Genomic DNA, 12250 nt, shown 5'->3' with positions numbered 1-12250 from the left:
CAGCGGTGGCGGTCTCCGCCGATCGACCACGGGCGGGGACCGGAGCCGACGCGTCCAACGAAGGAAAGCCGAGCGATGGAGCAGGTGCCGACCGATGCGGCGATCGTCCGCAAGCATCTCGCCTATCACGCCACCGAGCGGCCGATCGCCGCGATGGAGGTCGACTACCGCCATGGCATGACCACGGGGCGGCACGCCCATCCGCGCGCGCAACTGCTCTATGCCATCGCCGGCGTGATGATCGTGCAGTCGGAGCTGGGAACGTGGGTGGTGCCGCCGAACCGCGCGGTGTGGCTCGCCGCCGGCGCCGAGCATGAGGTGCGGATGTGCGGCGAGGTCAAGATCCGCACGCTGTTCGTCGATCCGGCGGTGGCGCCGGGCTTGCCCCGAGAGAACTGCGTCATCGGCGTGTCGCCGCTGGTGCGCGAGCTCCTGGTCGCCGCCGTGCGCATTCCCCGCGACTATGCCGCGGGATCGCGCGACGAGCGGCTGCTGCACGTGCTGCTGGACGAACTCACGGTGCGCGACGTGCTGCCGCTCTATCTGCCGATGCCGGCCCATGCCGCCCTGCGGCGGGTGTGCGAGGCGCTGATGGCGTCGCCCGACGACGACGCCACCGCCGCGCAATGGGGTCGCCGTCTTGGCGTCACGGCGAAGACCGTGCATCGCCTGTTCGCCAGGGAGACGGGGCTGACGTTCGCGGAGTGGCGCCGCCAGGCGCGCCTCCTCGCCGCGCTGGAGCGCCTCGCCGCCGGCGCGCGCATCATCGACGTCGCCCTCGATGCGGGCTACGCCAGCCAGAGCGCCTTCACAGCCATGTTCCGAAAACACTTCGGCATGCCGCCGAGCGCGTTTTATGCGGGGGAGTAAGGGCGGCGTGAGCGGTGGCTGCGGTGTGATGGAGGTGTTACCCATGTCTCCGAACACCCGTCAGCCATGTCTCTGAACGGGTGTCGGCGATGTCCGCGAACAGAACCGCGAATTGATTTTCGACATACCTGCTCGGTTTGAGGTGAAATTCGATGCCCGCAGCCGGTTTTCGACCGCTGCGCGCAGGGCGGCGGTTGCGCTGCCGAGTTCGGGCCAAGCAGGTTTATGTATCATTTATTTTGCTAAGTATTACTTTGCGAATCAGTGCATTTTCAAACTTGCTCAAGGTTTGATATTTCGCTATTTTACTCAGCATGACTGAGTATTTTGGCGGAAAATTAAACCGACTGGAGCGGACCCTGCCGGCGGGGCTGCTGGTCGACGCCGCCTGGATGACGCGGAACGGCTATTCGACCAGCCTGCGTACGCAATACGTCGCGGCGGGATGGCTGGTGCAGCCGACCCGCGGCACATTCAAGCGGCCGCTCGGCACCCTGACCTGGCAGAATGCCGTCGTCTCGCTGCAGACCTTGCTCGGATATCCCCTGACGGTCGGCGGACGCACGGCGCTCGAGCTGCAGGGCTTCGCGCACTACCTGCGGGCCGATGGATCGACCGTCGTGCATCTTCATGGCGTCGACGCGCCGCCCGGCTGGCTGTTCAAGCTGCCGCTCGCGGAGCGGTTCGTCTTTCACAACAGCGGCGTGCTGTTCACGTCAGATCCCGTCACGTCCGATCCCGTCACGGCCGATGGCGGACAGCGCCTGCGCGAACACGGTGGTGTCACGGCCGACCTCCTGAAGGCGGGGGCATTCAAATCGCTGCGGGAAGGCGAGTGGTCACTGGTTGTGTCGTCCCCCGAGCGCGCGCTGCTGGAACTGCTCGACGAGCTGCCGAACGATGAGAGCTTCCATCAGGTCGACATGCTGGTCGAAGGCCTGCGCAATCTCTCTCCCGGGCGGCTGCAGAGGCTGCTGGAAGACTGCAGGAGCGTGAAGGTCAAGCGGCTGCTGTTCTGGTTCGCGGAGCGTCACAACCACGCCTGGCTCGCCCGGTTGGATCGCAGCAGGGTCGATCTGGGCAAGGGCAAGCGCATGCTGGTGAAAGGCGGTAAGCTCGATCGCACGTACCTGATCACCGTGCCGGAGGACCTGAGTGCCCCTGTCTGAGCGGTTTCAGCGGCAGGTGACGCTGCTCATCGCGGCGATGCCGTTCGTCGCGGCGGAGCGGGACTTCGCCCTCAAGGGCGGCACCGCGATCAACCTGTTCGTGCGCGACATGCCGCGGCTGTCGGTCGATATCGATCTGACCTATCTGCCGGTCGCTCCGCGCGCAGCATCGCTGGCGGCCATCGATGCCGGGATGAAGCGCATGGCGGCATCCATCCGGTCGGGATTGCGCAGTGTCCGCGTCAATGAGGTCGTCAACCGGATGGAGGGCATCGTCACCAAGCTGACGGTGCAAGGCCACGACGCGCAGATCAAGATCGAGGTCACGCCGGTGCTGCGCGGGTGTGTCTTCGATCCCGAGATCAGATCGGTCTCTTCCGCGGTGGAAGACTCGTTTGGCTTCGCCGAAATGCAGGTCGTGTCATTCGCCGATCTCTACGCGGGCAAGATCGTGGCAGCGCTCGACCGCCAGCATCCGCGCGACCTGTTCGACGTCCGCGACCTGCTCGCGAACGAGGGCGTCGACAATGACCTGCGGCGCGCCTTCGTCGTCTATCTGATCAGCCATGACCGTCCGGTCGCGGAGGTCATCGCGCCGAGGCGCAAGGATATCCGTGGCGAGTTCGAGCGCGGCTTCGATGGCATGGCCGCCGATCCCGTCTCGCTCGAGGAACTGGTGGCAGCGCGCGAAGCGCTCATCGCCGAGGTGGCGGGCAGGATGCCCGAAGCGCATCGCGTGTTTCTGCTCGGCTTCAAGCGCGGTGAGCCGGACTGGGATCTTCTCGGCGTCGCCCGCGCGGCCGATCTGCCGGCCGTGAAATGGAAGCAGCTCAATCTCGACAAGCTGGATGCGCCGGCGAGGGCGCAGCTCGTCGCGCGGCTGGAAGAGGTATTCTCCCAATAGCGTTGCAAGCCGCCGCGCGCTCAGCGCGTCAGCACGATATGCGTCGCCAGCTCCGTCGGGACCACTTCCGTCACCCGGTAGCCGAGGCCCGGCAGGTCGATGCCCGCGAACAGCGCTTCACCGCGCCCCAGCACGATGGGCGACTGGACGAGATGCAGTTCGTCGATCGCGCCGGCGAGCAGGTACTGGCGGACCGTGGCGACGCCGCCGCCGATCTTAACGTCGCGGTCGCCCGCAGCGGCCTTGGCCTGCGCGAGCGCCGCGTCGATGCCGTCGGTGACGAAATGGAAGGTCGTGCCGCCCTCCATCACGATCGGTGCGCGGGGGTGGTGGGTGAGGATGAAGGTCGGCGCGTGATACGGCGGATTGTCGCCCCACCAGCCCTTCCAGTCGGGGCCGCCCCAGTTGTCGCCCGCCGGGCCGAACATGTTGCGGCCGAGGATGTAGGCGCCGAAGCCTGCCATGGCCGCGCGGGCGAAGCGATCGTCGGTGCCGCCGTCCTGCCCGATCATCGATCGGAAGGCCTTCGTCGGGTAGAACCAGTTGTGCAGCTCCCGGCCCCCTTTGCCGAGCGGATGCTCCAGGCCCTGGTCGGGGCCGGCTCCGAAGCCGTCGATCGACACTGCAAATCCCGCGACACGCACCTTGCCCATGACGATTCCATCTGCTTGTAAATTGCAACCAGTCGAGTGTGACTCAACTGATTTTGGTTTGCAACTGGTCAGGAGCGCGGCCCATCATTTTGGCAGCGTCGAACGCCTGCCCGCATGGCGCGGGCCGAGCAGGCCGAATTGTCCGGCGCCGCGTCGATCAAATCGATGCAGGCGGCAGCGGAGGCGATGGGCTGCCGGTTCGTCTACGCCATCATGCCGGAGGGCCGCATCCAGGATGTCATCATGGCTCAAGCCAGAAAGAAGGCCGCGGCCCTGGTCAGGACGGCGAGCACACACATGGCGCTGGAAAACCAGAACCTTTCCGACGCCAAAATCGCAGCGGAGATCGACAGGATCGCCGAGGACCTCGCCCGCGAGATGCCGTCCGATTTCTGGAGCGACTGATGCCGGGATTGATGGAGTATCCGGAGGGCGCGACGCCGCTCGATCCCAACGAACTCGGCGGCCTGAAGTTCAGGCATGTCACGACCCGAGAGGAGCTCGACGAGCTCGAGCAGGGGATGAAATGATGGTGGCGTTCCGTCGCCGCCGTACACGTGGTGCGGGGGGGAGCGAGCCTGTGTGGCAGGGCTACAGATAGTCAGCGGCCTGGCCGTCCTGCAGGTACCCGAATACACGAAAGCCCTCCGGCGTTTCCTCGCCGGGGACGTGGATATGCTGCAGGACTCGTCGCACTGTCTCGCGGTGGGCGGCATTCTCCACGAGGATGTCGACATGGATGATGTCGGCATAACCGCCAATACTGAAGTGATAGTACCATTCGCGATCAGGCCGCGATTTGTAGCCATTCGTGGAGAGTGTGCTCCAGGCCGGTGTTTGCGCGAGCCCGTACATTCCCAGCCGAAGCTCGTTCCACTTCGTATTGTTCATCACCGGATTCAACACGTGGAGCATCCTTCAGCCGCTCGATCGCTGCAGGATAGTCGATTGGCCGCAAGAGGCACATAGGCCGATCGACGCAGGACCGTCGCAAGCTGCTAGCGCCTCGGCCTCATGGTTCGAGACGGCGCTGGCGCGCCTCCTCACCATGAGGAGTGAGGGTGAGTGCAATGTTGCTGCTGACGGTGCGGCTGGGCGTGGTGCATTGGCGGCTTCACGTGTGAGGTGCGGCGTGCGTGGTCGGGTTTGTGTACGAGGCATCTCATCGCCACCGCGTCATTGCCGGGCTTGACCCGGCAATCCAGCTTGCTCACCACGTCACGGGAGCTTTTGAAGCTGGATCACCGGGTCACGGCGCTTACGCGCCGGCCCGGTGATGACGCAGAGAATGATCGATGCGCCGGTTGGCTTCTCGGCCGCACGCAGGTCGAGTAGGCCCTCATCTCGCGCCCCGCTTCCCCATCTCCGCGCCGGCCTTGGTCTTCGCCAGCCGGCGCTCCACCTCGCGCGCTTCGGCCTGCAGCAGCGGCACGAGTTCGCGCTGGCGTTCGGGCGTCATGCGGTGCTCGATGGCGGCGATGGAGAGGGCGCCGATGGGGCGCTGGCGCGCATCGCGGATGGCGACGCCGATCGCCCACGAGCCGGCCAGCATCATGCCGGGGTTGAGGGCGTAGCCGCTCGCGCGCGTCTGCCGCACGAGGTCGCGCAGCCGCGCCGCCGAATAGTTCGGATGGGGTTTCAGCGAGCCGTCGGCGATGTTGGCGGCGATGATGGTCTCGACCTCGGCGTCGGTCATTGCCGCGAGCATGGCGAGGCTGCCGGCGCCGACGCCGAGGGGATGGCGGTCGCCGGCCTCCAGCGCCTGCACGCGGATGGGGTAGCCGCCGTCCTCGCGGTGCAGGCAGATGGCATAGACGTCGCGCGGCACCGACAGGAATGCAGTGTCGCCGGAATGCTCGCTGAGCCGCACCAGCGAGCGCAGCGCCGCGCCATGGATGCCGAAGCGCGTGCTCGCCAGCGTGCCCAGCGCATAGATCTCCGGGCCGATGTGATAGGCGCGCGTCGTCATGTCCTGATCGAGCAGGCCGGCGCGCACCAGCGCCAGCAGCATGCGCCGCACGGTGGGCTTGGCGAGCGCCGATTGCGCCACGAGATCGGACAGCCGCGCGCCCGCGACGCCGGCGCGGCCGACCAGCAGCAACAGCGTCGCAGCGCGGTCGATGCTCTGCGCCCCGCCTTCGGAGGCGCGGGTCGAACTCTGCACCACCTTGCGGGCGGCGATCAGGCGCTGGTGATCCACCATATGGACCTCGTGATATCGTCCTGCCCCGATTTTGCCCGGATTCATGGGGTTTTCACAATGGGGTTGACGGGTGCACACCAGCCTTTCCAATGCGGCCGCGATCAAGACAAAACAAGGTCCATTTGATGGACCGATTGGAAACGCTGACTGCAATGCCGGGAGAGCAATTCATGACACTGTCGCGCCGCACCTTCCTGTCGGGGGTGTCCACCGCCGTCGCCGCGGGCACGCTGGGAGCGCCGTTCGTCGCGCGCGCCGCGCCAGCCGATTTCACCTACAAGTACGCCAACAACCTGCCTGATACGCACCCCATGAACATCCGCGCCCGCGAGATGGCGGCGGCGATCCGCGCCGAGACCGACGGGCGTTTCGACCTGCAGGTGTTTCCCAACAACCAGCTGGGTTCCGACACCGACACGCTGAGCCAGCTGCGCTCCGGCGGCGTCGAGTTCTTCACCCTGTCGGGCCTCATTCTCTCGACGCTGGTGCCGGCGGCGGCGATCAACGGCGTCGGCTTCGCCTTCCCCAACACCGACGCGGTGTGGAAGGCGATGGACGGCGCGCTCGGCGCCTTCGTGCGCGAGGAGATCGCGAAAGCCAATCTCGTCGCCATGGACAAGATCTGGGACAATGGCTTCCGCCAGATCACGTCGTCGACCAAGCCGATCGTCGGCCCGGAGGATCTCAAGGGTTTCAAGATCCGCGTGCCGGTGTCGCCGCTGTGGACCTCGATGTTCAGGGCGTTCGAGGCCGCGCCGGCGTCGATCAACTTCAACGAGGTCTACTCCTCGCTGCAGACCAAGGTGGTGGAAGGCCAGGAGAACCCGCTGGCGCTGATCTCGACCGCAAAACTCTATGAGGTGCAGGTCTACTGCTCCGTCACCAATCACATGTGGGACGGCTTCTGGTTCCTCGCCAACCGCCGCGCCTGGGAGAAGATCCCGGCCGACATGCGCGCCGTCGTCGCCAAGCACATCAACGCCGCCGCCGAGAACGAACGCGCCGACGTTGCTGCGCTCAACGCGGGCGTCGAGAAGGAACTGGCCGCGCGCGGCCTCAAGTTCAACCAGCCCGATCCGGCGCCGTTCCGCGACAAGCTGCGCAAGGCCGGCTTCTACAGCGAGTGGAAGGGCAAGTTCGGCGACAAGGGATGGTCGACGCTCGAGGCCGCGGTGGGCCAGCTGTCGTGAGCGTGATGGCCCACAGCCCGGGCCATGACGGCGTGCATGCCGGCGGCGCAGCCGTCGGCATCCGCGCCGTGCTCGCCCGGCTCGACGGCGGCCTCGGCCGCCTGGTCGAGCTCGCCGCCGCGGCGCTGGTGCTCGCCGAGGTGATCATCCTGTTCGCCGGCGTGGTCGCGCGCTATGGCCTGCAGCGGCCGCTGATCTGGTCGGACGAGCTGGCCTCGATGTTGTTCCTGTGGCTCGCCATGCTGGGCTCGGCGATCGCGCTGCGCCGCGGCGAGCACATGCGCATGACCGCGCTGGTCGCGCGGCTGTCGCCGCCGGCGCGTGCCTTTCTCGATGTCGTTGCCATCGGCGCGGCGCTCGCGTTCCTCGCCTTCATCGCCTGGCCGGCGTTCGAGTACGCCCAGGAAGAAACCTTCATCACCACGCCGGCGCTGGAGATCTCCAATGCATGGCGCGCCGCGGCGCTGCCCGTCGGCATCGGCGTCATGGTGATGTTCGCGCTGCTGCGCCTCGCCCGCGAGGCAAGTCTGATGCGCGTATTTGGTGCGCTGGCGACGCTGGCCGCGATCGGCGCCGCGTTCTGGCTCGCCGAGCCGCTGTTCCGCGGCCTCGGCAACTTCAATCTCGTGATCTTCTTTGTCGGCGTCGTCGCGGTCGCGGTGTTCACCGGCGTGCCCATCGCCTTCGCGTTCGGCCTTGCGGTCTATGGCTATCTCGCGCTCACCACCCGCACGCCGATGATGGTGCTGGTCGGCCGCATGGACGAGGGCATGAGCCATCTCATACTGCTGGCGGTGCCGCTGTTCGTGTTTCTGGGCCTGCTCATCGAGATGACCGGCATGGCGCGCGCCATGGTCGCCTGCCTTGCGAGCCTGCTCGGCCACGTCCGCGGCGGTCTTCAGTATGTCCTGATCGGCGCGATGTATCTGGTGTCCGGCATCTCCGGCGCCAAGGCCGCCGACATGGCCGCGGTGGCGCCGGTGCTGTTTCCGGAAATGATCAAGCGCGGGGCGAAGCCCGGCGATCTCGTCGCGCTGCTCGCCACCACCGGCGCGCAGACCGAGACCGTGCCGCCGAGCCTCGTGCTGATCACCATCGGCTCGGTCACCGGCGTGTCGATCGCCGCGCTGTTCACCGGCGGGCTTCTGCCCGGCGTGGTGCTGGCGCTGGCGCTCGGCCTCGTGGTGTGGTGGCGCGCCCGCCGCGCGGAGGTGACGCTGCCGCCGCGCGCCAGCGGACGGCAGATCGGCCGCGCGCTGCTGGTGGCGCTGCCGGCGCTGGCGCTGCCGTTCGTCATCCGCGCCGCGGTGGTCGAGGGCGTTGCGACCGCGACCGAAGTGTCGACCATCGGCATCGTCTATGCGGTGCTCGCGGGCCTTCTCATCTACCGCCAGTTCGACTGGTCGCGTCTCCTGCCGATGCTCGTCGACACCGCGTGTCTGTCCGGTGCGATCCTCCTGATCATCGGCACCGCCACCGGCATGGCATGGGGGCTGACGCAATCCGGCTTCTCGCGCGCGCTGGCCGCGGCGATGACCGGCCTGCCGGGCGGCGCCGCCACCTTCATGGTGGTGTCGATCGCCGCCTTCGTGGTGCTGGGCTCGGTGCTGGAGGGCATTCCCGCCATCGTGCTGTTCGGGCCGCTGCTGTTCCCGATCGCCCGCGCGGTCGGCATCCACGAGGTGCACTATGCCATGGTGGTGATCCTCGCCATGGGCATCGGCCTGTTCGCGCCGCCGTTCGGCGTCGGCTACTACGCCGCCTGCGCCATCGCCCGCGTCGCACCCCATGAAGGCATGAAGCCGATCTGGGGCTACATGCTGGCGCTGCTGATCGGCACGGCGGTGATCGCCGCGGTGCCGTGGATCTCCATCGGCTTCCTGCCATGACGTTTTCACTTTCGTAACGGAGAGACCTGATGACCCGCGCTTCCATCGTCGGCTGGGCCCATTCGCCCTTCGGCAAGCTCGACGATCCCGATGTCGAAAGCCTGCTCGGCCGCGTCTCGACGACGGCCCTGGAGCATGCCGGCGTCGACGCCCACGAGGTCGACGGCGTCTATGTCGGCGTCATGAACAGCGGCTTCTCCAAGCAGGGCTTCGAGGGCGCGCAGGTCGCCTTGAGCGTGCCGGAGCTGGCCCATGTGCCGGCGACCCATCTGGAGAACGCCTGTGCCACGGGATCGGCGGCGCTCTATGCCGCCCTCGACTTCGTCGACAGCGGCCGCGGCCGCATTGCCCTCGTCGTCGGCGCCGAGAAGATGACGGCGAAACCGACCGCCGAGACCGGCGATATTCTCCTGAGCGCGTCCTATCGCAAGGAGGAGGGCGACATCCCCGGCGGCTTCGCCGGCGTGTTCGGCCGCATCGCCCAGAACTACTTTCAGCGCTACGGCGACCGCAGCGCCGAGCTTGCCCACATCGCCGCCAAGAACCATCGCAACGGCGTGGTCAATCCGTTCGCCCAGATGCGCCGCGACTTCGGCTTCGAGTTCTGCAACACCGTCAGCGACAAGAATCCCTATGTCGCAGCACCGCTGCGCCGCACCGACTGCTCGCTGATCTCCGACGGCGCTGCCGCCATCGTCGTCGCCGACGCCGAGACCGCGGCGACGCTGCAGCGCGCGGTGGGCTTCCGCGCCCGCCAGCATGTCAACGACATCCTGCCGCTGTCGCGCCGCGACCCCACCGCGTTTGCCGGCGGCCGCCTCGCCTGGGACAAGGCGCGCGCCGAGGCCGGCGTCACCCTCGACGATCTCAGCCTGGTCGAGACCCACGACTGCTTCACCATCGCGGAGCTGATCGAATACGAGGCGATGGGCCTCGCCGCGCCGGGCGAGGGCTATCGCGTGGTGCGTGACGGCATCGCCGAGAAGGGCGGCCGCCTGCCGATCAATCCGTCGGGCGGGCTCAAGTCCAAGGGGCATCCGGTCGGCGCCACCGGCGTGTCGATGCATGTCATGGCCTGTCTTCAGTTAATGGGTGAGGCCGGCGACATGCAGATCGACGGCGCGAAGCTCGCCGGCGTGTTCAATATGGGCGGCGCCGCGGTCGCCAACTACGTCTCGATCCTGGAGCGGCAGAAGTGAGCGGCAGCCTCGATCATTCGCCGAAGGGGGGCCTCGCGCCGGTGTCGCAGCGGGTGATGAACCTGGCGCATTTCGCGCGCCAGGCCGCCCGCCGCCACGGCGCCGACATCGCCTTCGTCTGGGGCGAGCAGCAGTGGACATGGGCAGCGTTCGATCGCCGCGTCGATGCGATGGCTGCGGCGCTCGCCGCGCGCGGCATCGGCAAGGGCGACCGGGTGCTGGTGCAGTCGAAGAACTGCAACCAGATGTTCGAATCGATGTTCGTCTGCTTCCGCATCGGCGCGGTGTGGGTGCCGACCAACTTCCGCCAGACGTCGGATGACGTCGCCTATCTCGGGGCAGCGAGCGGCGCGGTGGCGATGATCTGCCATAGCGAATGCCCCGACCACGCCGCCGTGGCGCGCGCCGCGGCGCCGGCGATCCGCGTTCTGATCGAGATCGGTGGGGCGACCTTCGGCGAGGACTACGACGCCCTGGTGCGCGCCCATGACGGCGCGACCGTGACGGAAGCCGACGTCGTGCGCGACGATCCCTGCTGGTTCTTCTTCACCTCCGGCACCACCGGCCGGCCGAAGGCGGCGGTGCTGACCCACGGCCAGATGGCGTTCGTCATCACCAATCACCTCTGCGACCTGATGCCGGGCACGACGTCCACAGATGCCTCGCTGGTGGTGGCGCCGCTGTCCCACGGCGCCGGCATCCATGCGCTGGTGCAGACCGCGCGCGCGGTCAAGACCGTGCTGCCGGCGTCCGACCGTTTCGATGTCGACGAAGCGTGGCGGCTGGTCGAGCGCTGGCGCATCACCAACCTGTTCACCGTGCCGACCATTTTGAAGATGCTCGCGGAGCATCCGTCCGTCGACGCGCACGATCATTCCTCGCTGCGCTATGTCATCTATGCCGGCGCGCCGATGTACCGCGAGGACCAGAAGCGCGCGCTCGGCAAGCTCGGCAAGGTGCTGGTGCAGTATTTCGGCCTCGGCGAAGTCACGGGCAATATCACCGTGCTGCCGCCGGCGCTGCACGATGCGGAGGATCATCCGACCGCGCGCATCGGCACCTGCGGCTTCGCCCGCACCGGCATGCAGATTTCGATCCAGGACGACGAGGGGCACGAACGCGCGCCCGGCGAGACCGGCGAGATCTGCGTCTGCGGCCCCGCGGTGTTCGCCGGCTACTACGACAATCCCGAAGCCAACGCGAAGGCGTTCCGCGACGGCTGGTTCCGCACCGGCGATCTCGGCCATGTCGATGCGGAAGGCTTCCTCTACATCACCGGCCGCGCCTCGGACATGTACATTTCGGGTGGGTCCAACATCTATCCCCGCGAGATCGAGGAGAAGCTCCTGACCCATCCGGCGCTCGCCGAGGTCGCCGTGGTTGGCGTGCCCGATCCGACCTGGGGCGAGGTCGGCGTCGCCGTGTGCGTGCTCGCCGAGGGGGCGCAGCTCAACGAGCCGGAGCTGCTCGCCTGGGCCGACGGCAAGGTCGCGCGCTACAAGCTGCCCAAGCGCGTGGTGTTCTGGGACGCGCTGCCGAAGTCGGCCTATGGCAAGATCACCAAGAAAGCCGTCCGCGACGAACTCGCCGCCCGCGGCCTGCTGCCGCTCGACAAGCCGGCCGCGGCGGCGGGGTAGCTTATTTCGTCATGGCCGGGACGAGCCCGGGCATGACGGAGAAGGTGGAACTGCCCTCTCCGCGGCTGCGCCTCTCTCCCCTCATGGTGAGGAGCGCGGCACGCGCGTCTCGAACCATGAGGCCGCTGAGTTGCGGGCCTCATCCTTCGAGACGGCGCGATGCGCCTCCTCAGGATGAGGAGTGAGGCCTGGACAGAGAATGGATCGGATGTTCGCACGTGTTACTCCCTGCCGCGCGTACCTCTCTCCTCATGGTGAGGAGCGCGGCACGCGCGTCTCGAACCATGAGGCCGCTGAGTTGCGGGCCTCATCCTTCGAGACGGCGCGATGCGCCTCCTCAGGATGAGGAGTGAGGCATGGACAGAGAATGGATCGGATGTTCGCACGTGTTACCCCCCGCCGCGCGCACCTCTCTCCTCATGGTGAGGAGCGCGGCACGCGCGTCTCGAACCATGAGGCAGCTGCGTCACGGGCCTCATCCTTCGAGACGGCGCGATGCGCCTCCTCAGGATGAGGAGTGAGGCCTGGACAGAGAA

Annotated in this window: 12 protein-coding genes; 9 read left to right on the top strand and 3 right to left on the bottom strand. The window is 67.3% G+C overall.

Annotation, left to right across the window (positions count from 1 at the left end; translation table 11 throughout):
* Positions 1-75 precede the first annotated feature (75 nt).
* From AB4Z37_RS28115 to AB4Z37_RS28105, 3 genes are all read left to right on the top strand, one after another.
* Positions 76-870, top strand: coding sequence for an AraC family transcriptional regulator (locus AB4Z37_RS28115; RefSeq protein WP_441520013.1), 795 nt, complete (start codon positions 76-78; stop codon positions 868-870).
* A gap of 314 nt (positions 871-1184) precedes the next feature.
* Positions 1185-2039 (top strand): type IV toxin-antitoxin system AbiEi family antitoxin domain-containing protein, encoded by an 855-nt coding sequence (locus AB4Z37_RS28110; RefSeq protein WP_441520012.1) that lies wholly within the window; start codon positions 1185-1187, stop codon positions 2037-2039.
* Positions 2026-2943, top strand: a complete 918-nt coding sequence (locus AB4Z37_RS28105; protein ID WP_441520011.1) for a nucleotidyl transferase AbiEii/AbiGii toxin family protein — start codon at positions 2026-2028, stop codon at positions 2941-2943. Before AB4Z37_RS28110 ends, AB4Z37_RS28105 begins: the two co-directional genes overlap by 14 nt.
* Positions 2944-2963: 20 nt before the next feature.
* Here the strand turns inward: AB4Z37_RS28105 and AB4Z37_RS28100 are convergent, their stop codons facing one another.
* A complete protein-coding gene (locus tag AB4Z37_RS28100; protein WP_441520010.1) occupies positions 2964-3596 on the bottom strand; it encodes a dihydrofolate reductase family protein in 633 nt (210 codons plus the stop codon).
* A 114-nt stretch (positions 3597-3710) separates the two neighbouring features.
* On the opposite strand from AB4Z37_RS28100, the gene AB4Z37_RS28095 reads away from it, so the two are divergent.
* Both AB4Z37_RS28095 and AB4Z37_RS28090 read left to right on the top strand, forming a co-directional pair.
* Positions 3711-4001, top strand: coding sequence for a hypothetical protein (locus AB4Z37_RS28095; RefSeq protein WP_441520009.1), 291 nt, complete (start codon positions 3711-3713; stop codon positions 3999-4001).
* Positions 4001-4126: a hypothetical protein gene (locus tag AB4Z37_RS28090; protein WP_441520008.1), complete on the top strand. Its 126-nt coding sequence runs from the start codon at positions 4001-4003 to the stop codon at positions 4124-4126. The genes AB4Z37_RS28095 and AB4Z37_RS28090 overlap by 1 nt, the downstream gene beginning before the upstream one ends.
* A 61-nt stretch (positions 4127-4187) precedes the next feature.
* Here AB4Z37_RS28090 and AB4Z37_RS28085 read toward each other — a convergent pair whose 3' ends face one another.
* Together AB4Z37_RS28085 and AB4Z37_RS28080 are read right to left on the bottom strand one after the other, a co-directional pair.
* Positions 4188-4511 (bottom strand): DUF6678 family protein, encoded by a 324-nt coding sequence (locus tag AB4Z37_RS28085; RefSeq protein WP_441520007.1) that lies wholly within the window; start codon positions 4509-4511, stop codon positions 4188-4190.
* A gap of 424 nt (positions 4512-4935) precedes the next feature.
* Positions 4936-5799 carry an IclR family transcriptional regulator gene (locus tag AB4Z37_RS28080; protein ID WP_441520006.1) on the bottom strand — a complete coding sequence of 288 codons (864 nt, stop codon included), beginning with the start codon at positions 5797-5799 and terminating at the stop codon, positions 4936-4938.
* A 170-nt stretch (positions 5800-5969) separates the two neighbouring features.
* Here AB4Z37_RS28080 and AB4Z37_RS28075 point away from each other — a divergent pair, with 170 nt between their 5' ends.
* From AB4Z37_RS28075 to AB4Z37_RS28060, 4 genes are read left to right on the top strand one after another with little or no spacing between them, the layout of a single operon-like run.
* Entirely contained in the window at positions 5970-6989 is a 1020-nt protein-coding gene (locus tag AB4Z37_RS28075) for a TRAP transporter substrate-binding protein (protein WP_441520005.1), read from the top strand.
* Between the two features lie 5 nt (positions 6990-6994).
* Positions 6995-8878, top strand: coding sequence for a TRAP transporter large permease (locus AB4Z37_RS28070; protein WP_441520004.1), 1884 nt, complete (start codon positions 6995-6997; stop codon positions 8876-8878).
* A 29-nt stretch (positions 8879-8907) separates the two neighbouring features.
* Positions 8908-10077 (top strand): acetyl-CoA acetyltransferase, encoded by a 1170-nt coding sequence (locus AB4Z37_RS28065; RefSeq protein ID WP_441520003.1) that lies wholly within the window; start codon positions 8908-8910, stop codon positions 10075-10077.
* Complete coding sequence (locus tag AB4Z37_RS28060; RefSeq protein ID WP_441520002.1) at positions 10074-11714, top strand: acyl-CoA synthetase; 1641 nt, start codon at positions 10074-10076, stop codon at positions 11712-11714. Before AB4Z37_RS28065 ends, AB4Z37_RS28060 begins: the two co-directional genes overlap by 4 nt.
* Positions 11715-12250 lie beyond the last annotated feature (536 nt).

This window comes from Bradyrhizobium sp. 2TAF24 (genome assembly GCF_052115025.1).
Lineage (GTDB): Bacteria > Pseudomonadota > Alphaproteobacteria > Rhizobiales > Xanthobacteraceae > Bradyrhizobium_A.
Note: the sequence above shows the minus strand (reverse complement) of the source record. Positions and strands in the feature narration are given on the sequence as shown.